The sequence below is a fragment of the Lichenicoccus sp. genome, assembly GCF_965277665.1.
Taxonomy (GTDB): domain Bacteria; phylum Pseudomonadota; class Alphaproteobacteria; order Acetobacterales; family Acetobacteraceae; genus Lichenicoccus.
Map to the genome: position 1 here is coordinate 4,105,181 of NZ_OZ255835.1, position 19,820 is coordinate 4,125,000.

Annotated in this window: 22 protein-coding genes and 2 pseudogenes (1 of these 24 cut by a window edge); 16 read left to right on the forward strand and 8 right to left on the reverse strand. The window is 69.1% G+C overall.

From position 1 onward, the window contains the following. Window positions 1-41: 41 nt before the first annotated feature. The 4 genes and pseudogenes from ACQY4O_RS19115 (at window position 42) to ACQY4O_RS19130 (ending at window position 4,192) form a co-directional block, all read left to right on the forward strand. On the forward strand, window positions 42-1,553 hold the full coding sequence (locus ACQY4O_RS19115) for an MFS transporter (protein WP_428378034.1): 1,512 nt from the start codon (window positions 42-44) through the stop codon (window positions 1,551-1,553). A gap of 122 nt (window positions 1,554-1,675) precedes the next feature. Continuing rightward, a pseudogene (locus ACQY4O_RS19120) lies at window positions 1,676-2,476 on the forward strand (transposase); the annotation flags it as partial. 166 nt (window positions 2,477-2,642) lie between these two features. After that, a pseudogene (locus tag ACQY4O_RS19125) lies at window positions 2,643-3,604 on the forward strand (IS481 family transposase); the annotation flags it as partial. A gap of 213 nt (window positions 3,605-3,817) precedes the next feature. Then, window positions 3,818-4,192 (forward strand): hypothetical protein, encoded by a 375-nt coding sequence (locus ACQY4O_RS19130; RefSeq protein WP_428378035.1) that lies wholly within the window; start codon window positions 3,818-3,820, stop codon window positions 4,190-4,192. A 105-nt stretch (window positions 4,193-4,297) separates the two neighbouring features. Here the strand turns inward: ACQY4O_RS19130 and ACQY4O_RS19135 are convergent, their stop codons facing one another. Beyond that, window positions 4,298-4,978: a TetR/AcrR family transcriptional regulator gene (locus ACQY4O_RS19135; RefSeq protein ID WP_428378036.1), complete on the reverse strand. Its 681-nt coding sequence runs from the start codon at window positions 4,976-4,978 to the stop codon at window positions 4,298-4,300. Window positions 4,979-5,061: 83 nt separating this feature from the next. On the opposite strand from ACQY4O_RS19135, the gene ACQY4O_RS19140 reads away from it, so the two are divergent. The 3 genes from ACQY4O_RS19140 (at window position 5,062) to ACQY4O_RS19150 (ending at window position 6,799) form a co-directional block, all read left to right on the forward strand. Further along, complete coding sequence (locus tag ACQY4O_RS19140; RefSeq protein ID WP_428378037.1) at window positions 5,062-5,898, forward strand: oxidoreductase; 837 nt, start codon at window positions 5,062-5,064, stop codon at window positions 5,896-5,898. Between the two features lie 79 nt (window positions 5,899-5,977). Continuing rightward, on the forward strand, window positions 5,978-6,424 hold the full coding sequence (locus tag ACQY4O_RS19145; RefSeq protein ID WP_428378038.1) for an MFS transporter: 447 nt from the start codon (window positions 5,978-5,980) through the stop codon (window positions 6,422-6,424). A gap of 138 nt (window positions 6,425-6,562) precedes the next feature. Continuing rightward, complete coding sequence (locus ACQY4O_RS19150; RefSeq protein WP_428378039.1) at window positions 6,563-6,799, forward strand: hypothetical protein; 237 nt, start codon at window positions 6,563-6,565, stop codon at window positions 6,797-6,799. A gap of 172 nt (window positions 6,800-6,971) precedes the next feature. On the opposite strand, the gene ACQY4O_RS19155 is transcribed toward ACQY4O_RS19150, so the two are convergent. After that, entirely contained in the window at window positions 6,972-8,003 is a 1,032-nt protein-coding gene (locus ACQY4O_RS19155; RefSeq protein ID WP_428378040.1) for a potassium channel family protein, read from the reverse strand. A 29-nt stretch (window positions 8,004-8,032) separates the two neighbouring features. Between ACQY4O_RS19155 and ACQY4O_RS19160 the strand changes: the two genes are divergently transcribed. The 6 genes from ACQY4O_RS19160 (at window position 8,033) to ACQY4O_RS19185 (ending at window position 13,325) form a co-directional block, all read left to right on the forward strand. After that, entirely contained in the window at window positions 8,033-9,934 is a 1,902-nt protein-coding gene (locus tag ACQY4O_RS19160; RefSeq protein ID WP_428378041.1) for an HAD-IIIC family phosphatase, read from the forward strand. A 2-nt stretch (window positions 9,935-9,936) separates the two neighbouring features. Next, complete coding sequence (locus ACQY4O_RS19165) at window positions 9,937-10,212, forward strand: acyl carrier protein (RefSeq protein ID WP_428378042.1); 276 nt, start codon at window positions 9,937-9,939, stop codon at window positions 10,210-10,212. Window positions 10,213-10,245: 33 nt separating this feature from the next. After that, window positions 10,246-11,520 carry a glutamate-5-semialdehyde dehydrogenase gene (locus ACQY4O_RS19170; RefSeq protein ID WP_428378043.1) on the forward strand — a complete coding sequence of 425 codons (1,275 nt, stop codon included), beginning with the start codon at window positions 10,246-10,248 and terminating at the stop codon, window positions 11,518-11,520. A 61-nt stretch (window positions 11,521-11,581) separates the two neighbouring features. Further along, window positions 11,582-12,193, forward strand: a complete 612-nt coding sequence (locus tag ACQY4O_RS19175; RefSeq protein ID WP_428378044.1) for a nicotinate-nucleotide adenylyltransferase — start codon at window positions 11,582-11,584, stop codon at window positions 12,191-12,193. Between the two features lie 197 nt (window positions 12,194-12,390). Then, complete coding sequence (gene rsfS, locus ACQY4O_RS19180; RefSeq protein ID WP_428378247.1) at window positions 12,391-12,852, forward strand: ribosome silencing factor; 462 nt, start codon at window positions 12,391-12,393, stop codon at window positions 12,850-12,852. A 17-nt stretch (window positions 12,853-12,869) separates the two neighbouring features. Beyond that, a complete protein-coding gene (locus ACQY4O_RS19185) occupies window positions 12,870-13,325 on the forward strand; it encodes a 23S rRNA (pseudouridine(1915)-N(3))-methyltransferase RlmH (protein WP_428378045.1) in 456 nt (151 codons plus the stop codon). 12 nt (window positions 13,326-13,337) lie between these two features. Here the strand turns inward: ACQY4O_RS19185 and ACQY4O_RS19190 are convergent, their stop codons facing one another. The 6 genes from ACQY4O_RS19190 to ACQY4O_RS19215 form a co-directional block, all read right to left on the reverse strand. After that, window positions 13,338-13,976, reverse strand: a complete 639-nt coding sequence (locus ACQY4O_RS19190) for a CHAP domain-containing protein (protein ID WP_428378248.1) — start codon at window positions 13,974-13,976, stop codon at window positions 13,338-13,340. Window positions 13,977-14,325: 349 nt separating this feature from the next. Beyond that, window positions 14,326-14,676, reverse strand: a complete 351-nt coding sequence (locus tag ACQY4O_RS19195) for a RidA family protein (RefSeq protein WP_428378046.1) — start codon at window positions 14,674-14,676, stop codon at window positions 14,326-14,328. A gap of 128 nt (window positions 14,677-14,804) precedes the next feature. Next, the gene (locus ACQY4O_RS19200; RefSeq protein ID WP_428378249.1) at window positions 14,805-15,431 is read right to left on the reverse strand and encodes a nucleotidyltransferase family protein; all 627 of its coding nucleotides are present in this window, start codon (window positions 15,429-15,431) and stop codon (window positions 14,805-14,807) included. Then, window positions 15,428-16,150, reverse strand: a complete 723-nt coding sequence (locus ACQY4O_RS19205) for an XdhC family protein (RefSeq protein WP_428378047.1) — start codon at window positions 16,148-16,150, stop codon at window positions 15,428-15,430. The genes ACQY4O_RS19200 and ACQY4O_RS19205 overlap by 4 nt, the downstream gene beginning before the upstream one ends. A gap of 31 nt (window positions 16,151-16,181) precedes the next feature. Next, a complete protein-coding gene (locus ACQY4O_RS19210; RefSeq protein WP_428378048.1) occupies window positions 16,182-16,532 on the reverse strand; it encodes an XdhC family protein in 351 nt (116 codons plus the stop codon). Next, the gene (locus tag ACQY4O_RS19215; protein ID WP_428378049.1) at window positions 16,532-17,161 is read right to left on the reverse strand and encodes a hypothetical protein; all 630 of its coding nucleotides are present in this window, start codon (window positions 17,159-17,161) and stop codon (window positions 16,532-16,534) included. The genes ACQY4O_RS19210 and ACQY4O_RS19215 overlap by 1 nt, the downstream gene beginning before the upstream one ends. 163 nt (window positions 17,162-17,324) lie before the next feature. Between ACQY4O_RS19215 and ACQY4O_RS19220 the strand changes: the two genes are divergently transcribed. The 3 genes in view from ACQY4O_RS19220 to ACQY4O_RS19230 are tightly spaced (at most 51 nt apart) and all read left to right on the forward strand, a layout consistent with a single transcriptional unit that may run on beyond the window. After that, window positions 17,325-18,038 carry an MBL fold metallo-hydrolase gene (locus tag ACQY4O_RS19220; RefSeq protein WP_428378050.1) on the forward strand — a complete coding sequence of 238 codons (714 nt, stop codon included), beginning with the start codon at window positions 17,325-17,327 and terminating at the stop codon, window positions 18,036-18,038. Between the two features lie 51 nt (window positions 18,039-18,089). Then, a complete protein-coding gene (locus ACQY4O_RS19225) occupies window positions 18,090-19,277 on the forward strand; it encodes an acetoin utilization protein AcuC (RefSeq protein ID WP_428378051.1) in 1,188 nt (395 codons plus the stop codon). Between the two features lie 20 nt (window positions 19,278-19,297). Then, window positions 19,298-19,820, forward strand: partial view of a DUF192 domain-containing protein gene (locus tag ACQY4O_RS19230; RefSeq protein ID WP_428378052.1) — the 5' portion only. 26 nt of this gene lie beyond the right edge of the window; only the first 523 of its 549 coding nucleotides appear in the window; its start codon is at window positions 19,298-19,300; the stop codon falls past the right edge of the window.

Consider the following 19,820-nt stretch of genomic DNA (forward strand, 5'->3'; position numbering starts at 1 on the left):
CCGCGGCCGGCCGATGCGGTGGCCGGACCGGGGGCCGGATCATGCGGCCGGCGAACATTGCGGACTTCGCGACGTTCGCCTGGGGCATACGCGGCTCCGGAGCGCGCTGCGAGGAGGGAACCATGGCCGCCACGGCATTGCCACGCATCGAGACCGACATCCCGGCCCGCCTCGACCGGCTGCCCTGGAGCCGCTTTCACCTCATGGTGATCATCGCCCTCGGGGTGACCTGGATCCTCGACGGCCTGGAGGTCACCATCGTCGGCTCGATCGGCCCGGCGCTACAGGAGCGCGGCGCCCTGGCGCTGAGCGCCGACCAGATCGGCGCGGCCGCCTCCGCCTACATCGCCGGCGCCGTGTCCGGAGCGCTGCTGTTCGGCTGGCTCACCGACCGGGTCGGACGCCGGGCGATCTTCGCCGTCACCCTCGGGGTGTATGTGGTCGGCGTACTCGGCTCGGCCTGCTCGTTCGACGTCATCAGCTTCGACCTGTCGCGGGTGCTGACCGGCATCGGCATCGGCGGCGAATATGCCGCGATCAATTCCGCGGTCGACGAGATGACCCCGGCGCACATGCGCGGGCGCGTCAACCTCGCGGTCAATGCCAGCTACTGGGCCGGAGCGGCACTCGGCGCGGTGGCCTCGCTGCTCGTCACCAACCATCATTTCATCCCGCCCAACTTCGGCTGGCGCCTGGGCTTCGCGGTCGGCGGCATCCTCGGCCTGCCGGTGATCTGGCTGCGCCGCTTCGTGCCCGAGAGCCCGCGCTGGCTGGTCACGCACGGCTACCTGCCGGAGGCGGAAGCGGCCACCGCGCGCATCGAGCACGCCGTGCGCAGCCTCGGCCACAAGCTGTCGGCACCAAGGGGCACCCTGCAGATCCGCCCGCGCCGGAGCTTCGGGCTCGGGGTCGTGCTGCACGCCATGTTCGTGACGCATCGCAAGCGCAGCTTCCTGGTCATGGTGCTGATGGTGTCGCAGGCCTTTCTGTTCAACGCGATCTTCTTCACCTACGGGCTGGTGCTGACCAAGTTCTATGCGGTGCCGGTCGACCGGATCGGGCTGCATATCCTGCCGCTGGCGGCCGGCAACCTGTTCGGCCCGTTCATCCTCGGGCCGCTGTTCGACAGCGTCGGCCGCCGCCGCATGATCGGCGGCACCTTTGCGATGTCGGCGATCCTGCTGGTGGCGACCGCGATCCTGTTCGGCCTCGGGCTGCTCGATGCCCTGACCCAGACCCTGCTCTGGATGGCGATCTTCTTCGTCTCGTCCTCGGCCGCCTGTGGCGCCTACCTCACCGCGAGCGAGATCTTCCCGCTGGAGACCCGCGCCATGGCGATCGCGGTATTCTACGCCTTCGGCACCGCGATGGGCGGCCTCGGCGCGCCGTATGTGCTCGGGCGGCTGATCGGCACCGGCGAAGCCTGGTCGGTCAGCATCGGCTACCTGATCGCCGCCTTCCTGATGGGCTGCGGCGCGCTCGCGGAGTTCACGCTCGGCATCGACGCCGAAGGCAAGTCGCTCGAGGACGTGGCCGAGATCCTGTCGGTCTGAGATGGGAGCCCTCCTCTGATCGATGTCGGACTGGCTGCTTTCGACCGATTGCGTTGAAAAAGGCGGTTGTAGCGGCGCGGCAGGGCTGATTCGATTCTCGGGGCGATAACGAGGACCCGGCCATGATGGGCGAGCGCGCGATCCGGCAGGAAGCGCTGTTTTTTGGCTTCAACCTCGACGAGCACGTGCCCGCTGATCACCTGCTGCGCTCCATCGACCGCTTCGTCGAACCGTCCGACATCCGCCGCCAACTTGCCCCCTACTACAGCGCCATCGGCCGTCCCTCGATCGACCCCGAGCTGATGATCCGCATGCTGCTGATCGGCTATTGCTGCGGCATCCGCTCCGAGCGGCGGCTGTGCGAGGAGGTCCATCTCAACTTGGCCTATCGCTGGTTCTGCCGCCTCGGGCTGACCGACGCGGTGCCGGACCACTCGACCTTCTCCAAGAACCGGCATGGCCGGTTTCGCGACAGCGACCTGCTCAGGCAGTTGTTTGAGGCCACGGTCCGACGCTGCATGACGGAGGGCATCGTCGGCAGCCAGGGTTTTGCGGTGGATGCCAGCCTGATCCGGGCCGATGCGCACCGCCAGAAAGGCGTCGCCAATCGCGAGGAACTGGATCCTGAGGACACCACCCGAGCCGTCACCGAGTATCTGGCCGTGATGGACGATGCCGCGTTTGGCGCGGCGACCGAGGTCGTGCCCAAGTTCATCTCGCCGACCGACCCAGCCGCGCGTTGGACAGCGGCCGCCGGTGGCCCGGCCTGCTACGCCTACTGCGACAACTACCTGATCGACTTCGAGCACGCCGTGATCGCGGACGTGCAAGCAACTACCGCCGTACGCCAAGCCGAGGTCGGTGCGGCGCAGGTCATGCTGACCCGCACGGCCGACCGGTTCGGTCTATGGCCCGAGCGCCTGGACCTGGGTAGAAGGGTGCACGGTTCACCTCGTTACTCGTTGACCGTCACCTTCATCGAGGCGGTCCCAGGGGGCAGGTCAAGCGCGATCTGCTGACGAGCAGCTCGACTAGGTGTTAAGTCCCGGATTGTGGTGGTGCATCATATGAGCATCTCCGGAGGGACGTCAGGTTCTCCAGGGTTGCGCCAAGACGACGCACGCTGTCCGAGCTGAGCTACAGCGATCGCGCGCATCGGTCGCGACGCTCGCCCGGCAGTTGAGGATCAACCCCAAGACGGTCCTGAAGTAGCGCAAGCGCGCGGTCGTCCAGGACTATCCGATGGGACCAAAGGAAGCACGCTCGACCGTGCTGACGCCGCTCGAGGAGGCGGCCATCGTTGCGTTCCGCAAGCAGACGCTGCTGCCGCTCGACGACGTGCTGTTCGCGCTGCAGCCGCAGATCCCGAACCTGACCCGCTCCAGCCTGCATAGGCTCCTGGAGCGCCACGGCTCAGCGGTCTCTTGCCGCTGAACCCGCCTGCCCAAGAGCGACACCTCAAGGCAGCGAAACCGCGCTTCAAGAGCTATCCGATCGGCTTCTTCCACATCGACATCGCCGAAGTGCGTTGCGAGGACGGCAAGCTGTTCCTCTATGTCGGCATCGACCGGACGGCGAAGTTCGCCTACGCGGAGCTCCATCCCGAGGCGACAAGACCAGTCGCCACCCAGATGCTGAGCAACCTCATCGAGGCCGTGCCCTACCGCATCCACACGGTGCTCACTGACAACGGCCTTCAGTTCACCCACAAGCCAGGCACCTCGACCTACAGCATGCACGCCTTCGACCGCGTCTGCCTGGCCAACGGCATCGAGCACCGGCTCACCCAGCCCAATCATCCCTGGACAAACGGGCAGGTCGAACGGATGAACCGCACCATCAAGGACGCGACCGTGCGGGCCTTCCATTATGCCTCGGCGAGCGAGCTGAAACAGCACCTCCACGCCTTCCTGCTCGCCTACAACTGCGCCCGCAGACTGAAAACGCTCAAGAGCAGCACACCCTACGAATTCCTCTGCCGCCAGTGGACGGTCGAGCCCGAACGCTTCAAGCTAAACCCGAACCACCACAATCCGGGACTAAACACCTAGCCGACAAGGAGGGACGCAAATAGCGCAGGCTGCAAGGACCGCTTTCCACCAGATCGTGACAGACCAATGTCTATCAGAGATCGACCTTTAGCAGCCATACCAACGTAGGTGATGGGTTTGGCCGCCGAAGTGCCGGACGCTCAGCCTGGGTGTCACCTTCGACTATAACCGTGAAGCGATGTTGGCGGCATCGCTTGCTGAGGAGACGGTAGCATGACACGCGTTCTTCTGATCGGCATCAAGCCCGAGGCAGTAGATTTCTCCGATCCTGACCTGCCGTCGGGCTTCACAGCCGAGATGATCGCGGCTGGAATAGACGTGGCCTTGTCGGACATGAAGGCGCGCGGTTGGGAGGGCGCTTTTTGCTCAATCCTGCCGGACAACAGCGCCGAAGCGACGATCGCCGCGTCGCTTGCTGAGCACTGGGATTGCATCGTCATCGGCGGCGGCATCCGAGTGCCATCAAAGGGTCTGCTGTTGTTCGAGCGGGTCCTCAACGCCATCCACCGCGGCGCTTCAAAGACGCCGATCGCGTTCAACACCTCTCCAAACAATACTGCCGATGCGGCGGCAAGGTGGTTGGACTAACCGCTACCGGCTCCCAGGTCCGGCGTCGTACGGAGTGACCGCCGTGTCGGAGGACGGTCGCCTCAAGGAGAGGCGAGGAGTCCGAATTCCACCAAAACAAGATGATCAGGTTGCAGGCCGGGAGGCGCCTGGCGCCCTCGCGATCTGCTCGAGGAGGCGCGTCCGCTGCGGCCGATCGGCGAAACCGAGCAGCAGGACCGAGGCGCCGGTCGCGAATGCCGGCCCGAGTTCCGCGTCCTGCAGTTCACCGGCTATCCAGAACGAAACGCAGCCGCGGAACTGAAAGGCGAGTAGCCCGGCGAGCACCCGCTCCGCGGCCGGCCTGACCGCAGCCGCGAGGCCGGCATGGTCGCCGAGCGCCAGCGACCAGAGCGCGCCGGAATGCGGCCGGATCGCGCCCGGCGCCTGGTTTGCCACCCCGAGCGAGCCCACCACCGCCTTGCTCACCTCAGGCTGCTCGAGCAGAAGGCCGGTCGCAATCCCACCCATGACCAGGACACGACCGATCGCCGTCTCGGCCTTCGGCCCGGCGGCCGGCGGTCGCTGGCGGAAGCGCTCGGCCATGCTGTCGATCAACCGCGCCGACAGCGCCTGCATGATCGCGTTCTTGTTGCCGAAATGATTGAAGGGCGTCGCGAAGCCGACATCGGCCTCCGCCGCCAGCGCACGCATCGAGAAGTCAGCCGACGCATCCTCGCGCAACAGCCGCTCGGCGGCATCCAGGATCAGGCCGCGGGCGGCCTGCCGGTTGCGCTCCCTCAGTGGCGGCCGCTTCAGCTCGTCCATGCGGTCATTCAATCCCCCCTTGCAGAATCTGTATCACGATATCAACTCATATCACGATATCATAATCGTTCAAGGAGCCGATCATGGCGGACACAAGGACCTTTCTCATCACAGGCGTCAGTTCCGGTCTCGGCAGGGCGTTCGCGGCCGGAGCCTTGCAGGCCGGGCACCGGGTGATCGGCACCGTCCGCCACCCGGACGCTGTGGCGGCGCACGAGGCGCTGGCGCCCGGCCGTGCCTCGGCCGTCATTCTGGATGTGACCGACTTCGACGCTGTCCCCGCTGCGGTCAGTCGCGTGGAGCGCGAGGTCGGTCCCATCGATGTCCTGGTCAACAATGCCGGCTACGGGCACGAAGGCATCCTCGAGGAATCGACGCTCGACGACGTCCGGCGGCAATTCGACGCCAACGTGTTCGGTGCCGTCGCGATGATCAAGGCTGTGCTGCCTGGGATGCGGGCACGCCGCTCCGGGCACATCGTCAATGTCACCTCCATGGGCGGCTTCATCACCATGCCCGGCATTACCGCCTATTGCGGCAGCAAGTTCGCACTCGAGGGCATCTCGGAGGCCCTGGCCAAGGAGGTGAGGGCGCTCGGGGTGTGGGTAACTGCGCTGGCGCCTGGCCAGTTCCGCACCGACTGGGCCGGGCGGTCGATGGACCGGGCGCCCCGCAGCATCTCCGAGTACGATGCGGTGATGGATCCGATCCGGGCGGCGCGGCAGGCCAAGAGCGGGCGGCAGCCGGGTGATCCGGCCAGGGCGGCCGAGGCGCTGCTCAAGCTAGTCGCCTCCGACGATCCGCCGGTCCGGCTCTATCTCGGCGCCGATGCAATGCAACTCGTCGGCGACAAGATCGCAGCGATGCGGACCGAAATGGCGGCCTGGGAGACGGTCTCCCGATCCACCGACTTCGCCTAGCGGTTACCTGCAAGCTGGCCGACGCCTGCACGGGACTCGACCGTCGATGCTCTCCAGAATGGACAGTCTGGAGGATGCGATGCCCGCTCAGCGATGGACGATGATCATCCTGTGCGCCCTGGCGACCACGATCAACTATGTCGATCGCGCGACCCTGTCGGTCGCCGCTCCCGCGATGCAACGCGCGCTGCATCTCGGCCCGGCGACCATGGGGTTGCTGCTCGGCGCGTTCTTCTGGACCTATGCCCTGATGCAGATTCCCGGTGGCTGGGTCGTGGACCGCATCGGCGCGCGAGCCGCCTACGCGGGCGCGGTGGCGTGGTGGTCGACCTGCACCGCGGCGACCGCGCTGGTGCGGGGCGCCGGCACGACTTTCGGGCTCCGGCTGCTGCTCGGCGTCGGCGAGGCCGGCAGCTATCCCTCGAACACCAAGGTCGCGGCGCTGTGCCGGGACTGGTCTCGATCCCGTCCGCCTGGCTGGGGGGCTGGACGTCGGACCAGATGTATCGGCGCGGCTTCAGCCTGACGCCGCGCGCAAGACCTGCCTTGTCGGCGGCCTGCTGATGTCGTCGGTGATCGCGCTGGCGGCCTTCGTGCGATCGACCGATGCGGCCGTGCTGCTGCTCGCCTTGTCCTACGGCAGCATTGCCTTTACCGGGCGAACATGTGGGCGTTGCCGGGCGACGTGGCACCGACCCCGGCGCACGTGGCGTCCCTGGCCGGCATCCAGAACGGCGCTGCCAATCTCGCCGGCATCGCGATCTCGACCTTCACCGGCGTCATGCTGGCGATCACGCACGGCTCGTTCCTGGTGCCGCTCTGCGTGGCCGGCGGCTTCTGCATCCTGGGTGCGCTGATCTACCTGTTGCTGGTCGGACGCATCGAGCCGCTGGAACTTTGACACCCCCGCAAGCCGGATCATCAGCTTTCGGGACAGCGAGTTATCCGGAGCGCAACGAGTGAAGGCCTGGCTTTGCCCGGAACCCATCCCCTGAATTCAAGAATCAGGGTCTGGGGCCTCAGGCCCCAGCGGGTCAAGGGCGGAGCCCTTGCGCTTGGTTTTTCGCAGGCCGCTAGACCGAAGCGCGAAACCCGCCGAGCACCACCTCGTGGCCGCTTCGTACGATGACGGTGACGCCGCTGCCCGGGCGCACGCGCATCTGCGGGCGCAAATCGTCCACCGGCGCCGCACCCGGCGCCTGCACCGCGAGCACCAGGAACCCGTGCGCTGCCTGCTGCTCGATCTCGGCGACGGTGAGGTCGGCGAACGCGCTGCCGGGCTCGGCGATCACCATCTCGAGTTCGAGTCCCAGCTTGCGCAGGCTGGTGGACGCCTCTCGCTCGGAGTTGCGGATCGAGTTGCTCAGTTCCGGATACATGATGATCTCCGCGATCCGCTCGGCGCCGATCGCGGTCGGCAGCACGACCCGGTTCGCACCCGCCTGCAGCAGCTTGCTCTCGGTGGCCGGCGCCTCGCCGCGCGCGATGATGATCATGCTGGAATTCAGGCTGCGTGCGGTGAGCGTGATGAACACGTTGGCCGCATCGTCGGGCAGCACGGTCGCGAGCGCATGGGCGCGGTCGATGCCGGCCGACCGCAGCGCCTCCTCCTCGGTCGCATCGCCGATCAGGCTGAGATAGCCCTGCGCCTGCGCCTGGGCATGGCGCGCCTCGCTGCGTTCCAGGATCACCAGGCGCTGGCCGCCGGCCTTGAGTTCGCCGGCCAGCATGCTCCCGATGCGGCCGAAACCGCAGATGATGATATGCTCGCGCAGCTCGTCGATCTGCGTCTTCATGCGCCTGCCTCCGAGAATCTCGTTGAACTGGTTGAAGGTAATGAACTGCACGAGGGCGCCGGTGACGAAGATGGTGCCGGAGCAGCCCAGCACGATCAGGCTCATCGTGACGATCCGCAGGCCCTCGGTGTCGATCGGCCGCACCTCGCCATAGCCCACGGTGAACACCGTCAGGATGGTGAAATAGAGTGCGTCGTCGAACGACCAGCCATGCAGCATGAAGGCGGTAATGGCGCCGGCACTGACGGCCAGCACGAAGGCGATGCCGCAGAGCAGGTTGCGCAGCGGACCCGAAACGGTGTTCCTCATCGACGGCGGCGCCTGCCGCGGAGGCTCTGATGCCCAAACCCGGCCTCGCCTGGCTGCCGGCCGCCGACGCCTTCAATGCCGGGCTGAAGCGGCTGCAGGAGGCAGGCGCGCGACAGGAGGGGGGGCGCGCCCACTGGGACGCGCTGGTTGCCCTGGCCAGGCTGCGGCTCGACTTCCTGCGCACCGACCGGCTCGATGCGGTGCTGCGTCGCGATTATCCGCAGCCGCCGGATCACAACCCGGGCCGCCCGGTGCGCCTTGCGGTGCTGGGATCCTCGACGACCGCGCATCTCGCCGCACCGATCCGCATTGCCGGCCTGCGCCGCGCCATCCATGTCACCATCCATGAAGGCGAGTATGGCCAGTATCTGCAGGAACTGGGCGACGTAAACTCCGCGCTGCACCGTTTTTGTCCCGATACGGTGCTGCTGGCGCTCGATGCGCGGCACCTCACGCTGGGACTCGCACCGGGTGCCGACGGGGCGCAGGCGCAGGCCAGCCTCGACGCGGTGATCGCGACCTTGCGCGCTTGCTGGCGGATGGCGCGCGACCTCGGCGCGAGCGTGATCCAGCAGGCGGCGGTGGCGGTGCTGCCCGGCATGGTCGGCAACAACGAGCAGCGCCTGCCCGGCTCGCCTGCCGGCATGCTGGTCCGCCTGAATGCGGCGCTGCGCGAGGCGGCCGATGCCGACGGCGTGCATGTCCTGGCCATCGACGAGGCGGCGGCGCGCGACGGCATCGGCGAATGGCACGATCCCGTGCTCTGGCATCGGACGAAGCAGGAGATCTCGCCGGTCGCCGCCCCGGTCTATGGCGACCTCGTTGGCCGCCTGCTCGCGGCCCTGCAGGGACGATCCGCCAAGTGCCTGGTGCTCGACCTCGACAACACGCTCTGGGGCGGCGACATCGGCGATGACGGGATCGACGGCATCGTGCTCGGCCAGGGCTCGGCACTCGGCGAGGCGCATCTCGCGGTGCAGCACTACGCGCGCGCCCTGGCCGCGCGCGGGGTGATGCTGGCGATCTGCTCGAGGAACGACGAGGCCGTGGCACTCGCGGCGTTCGAGGGACATCCGGAGATGCTGCTGCTTCGGTCCGACATCGCCGCGTTCGTCGCCAACCGGGACGACAAGGCCACCAACCTGCGTCGCATCGCGGCCGCGCTGCATATCGGCCTCGACAGCCTGGTCCTGCTCGACGACAGCGCCTTCGAGCGCAATCTGGTGCGCGTGGCACTTCCCGAGATAGCGGTCCCCGAGGTGCCGGACGACGAGCCGGCGCTGATGCCGTCGGTGCTCGCGGCGGCGGGCTATTTCGAGACGGTCTCGATCACCGACGGCGCGCGCTATGCCGCGGAGCGCGACCGCGACCGGACCGTCCCGGAAGCGACGGCCGACCTGCCGGGCTACCTGCGCTCCCTGGAGATGACGCTGACCTGGCGTCGGTTCGACCGCATGGCGCTGCAGCGCATCGTGCAGCTCGTCAACAAGACCAACCAGTTCAACCTGACGACGCGCCGCACGACCGCCGCCGGCATCCTCGCCTTGATCGACGACCCGGCGGCGTTCGGCCTGCAGTTGCGGCTGCGCGACCGGCACGGCGACAGCGGCATCATCGCGGTGGTGATCGGCCGGATGCAGCCGGACCATGTCTGCCGGATCGAGACCTGGCTGATGTCGTGCCGGGTGCTCGGGCGCGGCGTCGAGCGGGCAGTGCTGGCCGTGCTAGCGTCGCAGGCGACCGCGCGCGGCGCCACCGCGCTGCATGGCGAATACATCCCGAGCGGCCGCAACGGCATGGTATCGACGCACTATCAAAGGCTCGGCTTTGCCGTGGGCGCCGAGGCAGCGGATGGCGGCCACGACGCGATCCTCGACCTGCAGGGACTCGTTTCGCCGGACCCCGGCATGGCGATCGTCGAAGGGACCTGAGAATGAGCGATTCTGTGGAGGACCCTGGGGGCGACGCCGCGATCTATGCCGGCCTGACCGAGGTGTTCCACGAGGTGTTCGGTGATGACAGCCTGGTGCTCGACGCCGGCACCGCCGCGGACACCGTGGCGGGGTGGGACTCGATCAGGATGGTGAGCATCATCCTGGGGGTTGAACGGCATTTCGCCGTCAGGCTGCGCTCGCGCGAGGTGGACAAGCTGCGCAATGTGGGCGATCTCGCAGAGCTGGTGAGGATCAAGACCGCTGCGCCGTCGTAGCGGCAAGGTCGTATCAGCGTTGGCGAGGGACCGATGGGCGCTGGGTTGCAGCAGGCGGCGATTGGGCCGGAGCCGATCGAAACGCTGGCCGGTGCCGCGCGACGGGCCGGCCGCGTGCTGGCCCGGTCGGCGACCGCCACCCGCAATGCGGCACTGCACGCCGCAGCCGCTGCCTTGCGCGACACCAGCGCTGCGATCCTGGACGCCAATGCCCGCGATCTGGACGCCTGCACCGGCGCGAATGCTGCGTTCCGCGACCGCCTGGCCCTGACGCCGGAACGGATCGAGGCGATGGCGTCGGGGCTGCAGGCTATCGCCGCGCTGCCGGATCCGGTCGGACGGGTGCTCGCCGAATGGGACCGGCCGAACGGCCTGCACCTGCGCCGGGTGGCGACGCCGATCGGTGTCATCGGCATGATCTACGAGAGCCGTCCGAATGTCGGCGCGGATGCCGCCGGCCTGTGCCTGAAGTCGGGCAACGCGGTGCTGCTGCGCGGCGGCTCGGAAAGCCTGCACAGCGCGCGCGCCATCCAGTCGGCGATGCAGGCCGGGTTGCGCGATGCCGGGCTGCCGGAGGCGGCGGTGCAGATGGCGCCGGATGCCGATCGCGCGCATGTCGCAGCCATGCTGGCAGCGGCCGGGCTGATCGACCTGATCATTCCGCGCGGCGGCCGGTCGCTGGTCGAGCGCGTGCAGCGCGAGGCGCGGGTGCCGGTGCTGGCACACGCGGAAGGGCTCTGCCACACCTATGTCGATGCATCAGCCGATCCGGCGATGGCGCTGCGTGTCCTGGGCAACGCCAAGATGCGCCGCACCGGGGTCTGCGGCGCGACCGAGACCCTGCTGATCGACCGCGGCATCGCGCCCTCGCAACTGCCCGGGCTGATCGCGGGCCTGCGCGCGCTCGGCTGCGATTTCCGCGCCGATGCCGCGGCGCGTGCCATCGTGCCCGACCTCACCGCGGCGGATGCGGACAGCTTCGATACGGAGTGGCTCGACGCCGTGCTGTCGGTGGCCGTCGTCGATGGTGTCGATGGCGCGCTCGCGCATATCGCGCAGCACTCCAGCGCGCATACCGAGGCGATCATCGCCGAGGATGCCGCCGTCGCGCGGCAATTCCTCGCAGGCACCGACAGTGCGGTGGTGCTGTGGAACGCCTCGACGCAGTTCTGCGACGGCGGCGAATTCGGCTTCGGCGCCGAGATCGGCATCGCGACCGGGCGGCTGCATGCGCGTGGCCCGGTCGGCCTGGAGCAGCTCACCAGCTTTCGGTACGAGGTGATCGGCACCGGCCAGACGCGGCCCTGAGAGCCGGCGCCAGCGCGGCATCCGGATGCAGCCCGCCTCGCACCCCGGAGCACGCGCGCGCATGCTGCCGCCCGGCGGCGACAAGCGGCGGATGCGCGTGGGCCTGCTCGGCGGCTCGTTCAACCCCGCCCATCACGGACATCTTCAGCTGGCGCAGCGCGCCTTGCGCCAGTTGCGGCTGGACCAGGTGTGGCTGCTGGTGTCGCCGGGCAACCCGCTCAAGCCGGTGGCCGGCATGGCGGCGCTCGAGCAGCGGCTGGCCGGCGCGCAGGCGCTGACACGCGATCGCCGGATCCTTGCAACCGACATCGAGCGGCGTCTCGGTACGCGATACACTGTCGACACGGTGCAGGCGTTGCGCCGCCGCTTTCCGCTGGTGCAGTTCGTGTGGCTGATGGGAGCGGACGGGTTCGCCGAGTTGCCGCGCTGGCGACGCTGGACGCAACTCGCGCGGCTGGTGCCGTTTGCGGTGCTGCCCCGCCCAACCTACAATCAGCGGGCCCTGGCGGGGCAGGCGGCACTGCGCTGGCGGCGGGCGCGGCGGCCGGCACGCGAGGCGGTGATCCTGCCGGCGCATCCGGTGCCGTCCTGGATCTTCCTGCCGGCTCCGCAGAACGATATATCGGCAACGGCCCTGCGCGCCGCGCGCCGGCCCGGAGCGTCCGACGCCTGAAACGCGGGTCCCTGAAACGCGGGTCATGGTCCGGCGATCATGCTTCAGTCACCATCGAACGACGAGCCTGCGTACTCATCAGGCACAGGAGAGAGATCATCGCCAGGAAGCCCCCCGCCGATCCCGGCAAGCCGTCGCGGTCCACCGGCGCCGACAGCAAGCCGCGCACGCGCGCAACCGGCCCCACCCTGGCGTCGCTGGCCGAGGCGGCCCGTGCGCCCGGCACGCCGCGCAAGAAGGCTGCGGTCGCGGGACCACGACGTCGGGTGGCGAACCGCGCGCCGGCCGAGCCGGAACTGCTCGAGCGTTGGACTGGGATCATCACCGAGAGCCTCGCCGACGACAAGGCGGAGGAGATCGTCGTGCTCGAACTTACCGGCCGTGCCGCCTTTGCCGATCGCATGGTGATTGCCACCGGCCTTGCCGACCGGCAGATCAGCGCGATGGCGACCCATCTCGAGGAGAAGCTGGGCGCGGCGGGCCTGAAGCGGGTGCTGATCGAGGGCGCCGGCGGATCGGACTGGGTGCTGATCGATGCCGGGGACATCATCGTCCACCTGTTCAAGCGCGAGGCGCGCGCGCTCTATGCGCTGGAGCGCATGTGGGGCGCCGACCTCGACGAGCGCGACGGCGATCCGGGCGAAGTCACCCAGGTCTGAGGGGGGTCAAGGCGGCATTGCGTCTGATCGCGATCGGGCGCGCCCGGCGCGGGCCGGAACAGGAGCTGTTCGCGCGCTACGCCGCGCGCCTGCGACCGAAGCTCGAGCTGACCGAACTGGCCGATGGCCATGGCAGCGTGGCCGAGATCAAGCGGCGCGAGGCGCAGGCGCTGCTCGCCTGCCTGCCGTCGCATGCGTATCTGGTCGCGCTGGACCAGGCCGGCGAACAGCCGGACAGCGCAAGGCTGGCGTCACGGCTGGAGGGTTGGCTCGGGCTGCAGCGTCCGCTCTGCTTCGTGATCGGCGGGGCGGAGGGGCTGGACGAGACTGTCGTCCGTCGCGCCGACCACACAATGTCCCTCGGCGCGCTGACCTGGCCGCACCTGCTGGCGCGGGTGATGCTGGCCGAACAGCTCTATCGGGCTCGCACGATCACCGCCGGTCATCCCTACCACCGGTCGGGAAGACCGTGAGGCAGTCGGCTGCTACTGCAGGCTGCGGTTCGGGGCGTCGTCGCCGAGCAGGTTGGTGCTGGCGAATTCGGGGGTCAGCGCCGGCGCTTCGGCGACTTCGGTGCCCGCGCCCTGCAGCCTGGCCGAGCTCTGGACGGCGACGCGTACCGGCGCCGCATCGCCGCGCGCGGTGATGATCTCGCCGCTGGGATCGGCACGCGGATAGATGAAGCCGTAGGTCGGATAGATGCTGCCGAAGGTGCCGCGATGGCCGATCTCGACGCGCACCGCGCTCCAGTCGTTGTTCTGCGAGACGTCGACCACCGAGACATCCCGGCTGATGCCGTTGGCGTTCCAGTGCGACTGGTCGATCTGGATGGTCCTGCTGTCGACGATGTCGGTCACGACAGCGACGTGGCCGAGACGCATGCGGCTGATGGCGCGGAAGTTCAGCACGCTGCCGACCTCGGGCGCGGTGCCGCGGGCATAGACGCCTTCCGCCTTCTGCCACCAGTTCACCGCGTTGCCGCGCAGGACGATATCGGAGGCGGAGCGCACGAACGCCACGCACTGGAGCACATGCGGCGTGGCACTGGCGTAATGCCGGTGATGATGCCGGGCATGGGCGCCGGCCGGAGTGCCGAAGCAGGTGGCGGCGGTCACGGCGACCATCAAGCCAAGTATCCCCGTGAAACCAAGTTGCCGCCCGGTCTGCCGCATCGCTACCCGCCTCACTCTTCCGTGAAGGGGAGCTAGCAACCGTGTTGCAACTCTGACAAGCCGCTGAAGCGCATCACGCGCCGATCAGGCGGAAATAGTCAGAAAACCGGTCTCACCGGACGGGATTCAAGGACTATAGTCCTTTCAGCCGGGGTCCGATGACCGATCGCAACGAATACGCCGGCGTCACGATGAAAGCCAGCTCAAGCGCGGGGGGGAATCCAGCTCAAGCACCGGCTCGCTCCGAAAGCCGCTCGCTTGTTGCGGGCAGGCAACAGATGCGCGCCTCCGGGCGCTCGGCCTATTTCGTGGTGACCAGCATGATCTCCACCAGGATGCGCGGATCGGCCAGGACCGCCTGCACGCAGGCGCGTGCCGGGGCGGCGCCGTGCGGCAGCCAGGCGGACCAGATCTCGTTCAGCACGTCCCGGTCGCTGATGCTCTTGAGCCAGATCTGCGCCTGCAGGATGCGTGTGTTGTCGGTGCCGTGCTCCTCGAGCAACGCGTCGAGCTGGTCCAGCACGTCCCGCGTCTGGCCGGCGGCGTCGGCCGAGAGGTCGCCGGCCACGACGCCCTGGGTGAAGATGAAGCCGTGGTACTCGACCACCTTCGACAGGATCGCATTCGCCTCGGTACGGATGATCTTGCTCATGGCGTGGCTCCCAGGCCCGCGGCGGACTGCATGCGGGCTGCATGATGACAGGCGGCTGTTCTGGTCAACCGGCCGCCCCCCGTCAACGCAGGTCGTCCCCCGTCAACCCAGGGCGGTCGATGCGCGCATCAGACAAGCGTCGCGAACAGCTCCAGCCGGTCCGGCGTGTCGAAATCCTCCAGCACCCCCGGATCGTCGACAGCCAGTTCGAGAACCTGGTCGGCGTGACGCCGCAGCAGCTCCCGGCCGCCAGCGTCGCCGGACAGGGACAGCAGCGCCGGGAACAACGCCCGCCGCCACAGCACCGGATTGCCGCGCCGTCCCCGATAGGCCGGAACGATCGCCTGGGCCGCGCCGGCTTCCGGCAGGGCGGTGATCATGCGGTCCAGCGTCTGCGGCCGCAGCAGCGGCATGTCGGCCAGGCAGATCGCGGCAGACTCGGCCGGTGTGCCGCCGAGGGTGGCGATGCCGGTGCGCAGGCTGGCCGCCATGCCCTCCGCGGCCTGGTCGTCGCATGTCAGCAACCGCAGCCGCTCGTCGGGCTGCAGGCCTGCCTCGGCGAGCGCGTCGCGTATCGCTTCGGCCTGGTGCCCGAGCACGACGAAGACCGGGTTGGCGCGGCTCCGCACGACGGTGTCCACGCTGCACGCGATCATTCGCCGGCCGCGTCCGTTGCGGGCCAGCAGCTTGTTGGCGGTGCCGGTGCCGGACGCCCGGCGGCTGAGGCCGGCGGCCAGGATGATGGCGGCCGTCAGCCGGCGACGACCGCAAGGCCGCCGAGCGGCGCCCGGCGGCGCACCGCTACCAGCTCGGCGACGATGGACACGGCGATCTCGTTCGGGCCGACGGCGCCGATGGCCAGGCCCACCGGTCCGTGCAGGCGGGCGAGCGCCGCGTCGCCGTGGCCCAGCGCGCGCAGCCGCTCGCGCCGCGCTGCCTGCGTCTTTCTCGATCCGAGCGCGCCGACATAGAAGGCATCGCTCGCCAGCGCCGCATGCAGCGCCGGATCGTCCAGCCGCGCCTCATGGCTGAGCGTCACGATGGCGGTCCGGCTGTCGATCCGCAGCCCGGTCAAGGCCTCGTCCGGCCAGAGCCGCAGCAGTTCGGTGCCGGGAAAGCGCGCCTCGGTGGCAAAACCCTGGCGCGGATCGATGACCGTGACGGCAACGCCGGCCGCCTGCGCGAGCGGCGCCAGCGCCTGCGCCACATGCACCGCCCCGACCAGGAGCAGCCGTGGCGCCGGCAGGTGGACCTGCAGGAACCAGTCCTCGGCGTCCAGGGTGACGGTGCGGCTGCGGTCGGCAACGACGGCAGCGCGCGCCGCTTCCAGCAAGGCGGGAGCGATCCCGGCTCCGGCTTCGGCATCCGGCTGGACCAGCAGACGCTGCCATCCATCGGCGAGGCGTGTCGCCAGCACCGCGGAGGCGCGCTGCCGCCGCGCCTGCATGAGCGACGCGAGCGTGTCCGGCGTCATCCCGGGGCCGTCATCATGCGGGGAGCCGGTTTCATGCCGGACGCAGGGCTTCCACGAACACCTTGATGGTGCCGCCGCAGGCGAGCCCGACCGACCAGGCGCTGCCGTCGCTGACCGCGAACGACAGCAGTCGCGGCGCGCCGTCGGCGATGGCATCCTGGGCCGCCTGCACCACGGCCGCTTCGACACAGCCGCCGCTCACCGAGCCCTCGATCCGCCCGGAGCCGGAGACGGCCATCATGCTGCCGACCGGGCAGGGGGCGCTGCCCCAGGTCTCGGTGACCGTCGCCAGCGCCACCGTGTCGCCGCCGGCATGCCAGCTCCGCGCGTGCTCGAGCGCATCGGCAGGCCCTGCTTCCCCGGGCCTGAGCGGTCCGGCCATCAGAAGATGCCGACCATGAACAGGAGCACCACGAGGAACAGCACGCCGCCGATCGCCGCCGGGTTGAGCACGGCGGCCCAGGCAGCGGCGGCGTCCGCCTCGGCCGACGGCTCGGCGGTCATGCGCGCGGTGGGCTGGGCGCCTGGCTCGGTGGCGGCCTGGACCGCGCTCGCCAGGCCACCGGCACCAATCTCGGCAGGACCGGCGGCCTGCTGGATGAACCGGTCGAGCGCCTGCTGGACCCGCGCCTGCAGGTTCTGCTCGCGTGCGTCGGACGTGCCCCGCGGACCGGGCGCGTTAGACGTGTCCTGCGGACGGGGCTCGTCCAGATCGGCCAGCGAGATCTCGTAGCTCAGGCGGGTATAGACGCCGTGCTCGGCAAGCCGGATCAGCAGCATCTGGGTGGCGGGGCTGGCGGGATCGATGCGCCAGCCGAGGGTCGCGAACGGCTCGCGTATGGTGGGGCGGGCCCGCAGCACCCTGTCGCCCAGCCCGGACAGCACCAGGTCATTGCCTTCCGGCGTGACCTTCAGGCCCGGCAGGCAATCCTGCAGCACGCCAGCATCCGCAAGCGCCTTCCAGACCCGCTCGCGCGGCGCCGGCACCTGCCGCTCCCCGGTGATGTGCATGGGTCGAACTACTCCACGGTGTCAGGATCAGGGTGGCAGAATTGGGGTGGCAGGATCGGGGTGACAGGATCGAGGAGGGCGGCGGCGGATGTCCGGCGGGTCTCGACCGCTGCGAGCGATGACTTAGAGTAACGCACACGCAGCGCAAAGGGATCGACCCGCCATGGCAGCAAACCCGTTTCCGGATCACGCGCACGGCGTGCCGCTCGCCGATCTCGACAGCATTCCCGGCCTCGAAACGGTCGTGGTGACGCCGTTCGAGCAGAACTGCTCCGTCCTGTTCGATCCGGCAACCCGACGCGGCGCGGTGATCGATCCCGGCGGCGACGTGGCCCGCATCATGTCCCGGATCGGCGAGCTGGGGGTTACGGTGGAGGCGGTCCTGCTCACGCATGGCCATCTGGATCACGCCGGCGGGGCAGAGGAGCTGCGGCGCGCGCTGCCGCCCGCGCCCGGCGGCCAGCCGATCCAGGTCATCGGCCCGGACCGGCGCGACGAGTTCCTGCTGTCCAACATCAGCCGGCAGGCGGCCGCCTACGGGGTCACCGGCCTGCACGACGCCTTTCCCGACCGGTGGCTCACGAGCGGGGAGACGCTCGCCTTCGCCGGCCGCGCGCTCGAGGTGCTGTTCGTGCCGGGCCATACCCCCGGGCATGTGGCGTTCTTCGATCGCAACGGCCGCCTGCTGATCGGCGGTGATACCCTGTTTGCCGGGTCCGTCGGCCGCACCGACCTGCCGCAGGGCGACGGTCCGCTGCTGGTGCGCTCGATCCGCGCGGCGCTGCTGCCGCTCGGGGATGCGGTCACGGTGATCCCCGGGCACGGACCGCGCACGCGCATCGGTGACGAACGGCGCGGCAACCCCTTCCTTCAGTGATAGGCTGGCCTGCAGTGAGACGCTGGTCAGCGTCGATGCGTGATGTGGCCGATGCATGATGTCATTTCCGCGGCGCCGATCCTGATCGGCAGCGAGATCTACCGGCACTCCTCGTTCGGCCCGCGGCATCCGCTGGCGGTGCCCCGGGTGAGTGTCGCCATCGATCTCGTGCGCACGATGGGATGGCTCAACGAGGCCTGCTACCGCGCAGCCCCGGTCGCCGAGCGCGAGGCGGTGCTGCGGTATCACGCTGCGGACTATGTCGATGCGCTGTTCGCGGCCGAGCGGGACCAGGCGGTGAGCGCTGGGGTGCAGGCGCGCTACCGGCTCGGCGTCGGCGACAACCCGGTCTATCCCGAGATGTATCGCCGTTCGATGACCGGCGCCGGCGGTCTGATGCTGGCCGCCCGGCTGACCGGCCAGCACTGGAGCAGAACGGGGGAAACCCGGATCGTGCACTGCCTGGGCGGCGGCACCCATCATGGTCGGCCGGACCGGGCCGCCGGGTTCTGCTACCTCAACGATATCGTGCTGGCCCTGATGGTCTGGCGAGAGTTCGGGCTGCGGCGCATTGCCTATGTCGATATCGACGCGCATCACGGCGATGGCGTGCAGGACGCGTTTGCCGAGGACCCCGATGTGCTCACCCTGAGCATTCACGAGGCGATGCGCTGGCCGCTGCGCCGCGTCGAGGCGGGCGGCGACCTGCGCGGCAGCGGACTGGCGGGGGACCGGGCCGGCGGTGCGGCACGGAATTTCCCGGTGCCGGCCGGGCTGAACGATACCGAGATGCGCCTGCTGGTGGACGCGGCGGTGCTGCCCCTGGTGCGGGTGCATCGCCCGGACGCGATCTTCCTGCAATGTGGCGCCGATGCGCTGGAGGAGGATCCGCTCTCGCGCCTGGCGCTCTCCAACAACGCCCATATCGAGGTCGCGTCGAAGCTTCGCGACCTGGCGGCAGAGCGCGGCATCCCCCTGATCGTGAGCGGCGGCGGCGGCTATAATCCGTACAGCGTCGGCCGGTGCTGGGCCTGTGTCTGGGCGGCGCTGAACGCGATCGAGAGTGCCGGGCCGGCGACGCAAGCCGCCGAGGCGGTGCTGCGCCGCCTGCACTATCCGCGGGCGGCAGGGCGCAATCCGCCGCTGCACTGGCTGACCACCTTGCGCGACGCGCCGCGCGAGGGTCCTGTGCGCGACGCCGTGCGGTACTGTGCCGACCAGGCGATGAAACGGCCGTGACGCTGGAGGGATGCTGATCGATGCGACGGGCTCGCCTTTTCACCCTGGTCCTGGTTGGTGCCCCGATCCTGTCCGGGACAGTGTCGGGCATCACCTCGACCCGATCGCATGCCCAGGCATCGCGTGCCCGCGATACCAGCCAGACGGGTGAGCCGACCCAGGCGCAGCCCGAGTTGCAGAAACAGCCGCTGACCATCATCTCCCGCGGCGGCGTCCGGCACGACTTCTCGCTCGAGCTGGCACGTACGCCACGCGAGCAGCAGGTCGGCCTGATGTTCCGGACCGTGATCCCGGACACTGGCGGCATGTTGTTCATCTGGCCGGCGCCGCAGGACAGCGCGATGTGGATGGAGAACTGCCCGGTGCCGGAGGACATGGTGTTCGTGAACGCCGACGGCACCATCCGCACGATCGTCGAGAACACGGTGCCGCAGAGCCTGGCGCAGATCTCGAGCGGCGGGCCGGTGCTGGCGACGGTCGAGCTGCAGGGAGGCATCACCGCCAGGCTCGGCGTCCGGGTCGGCGACAGGATCGAGAGCAAGG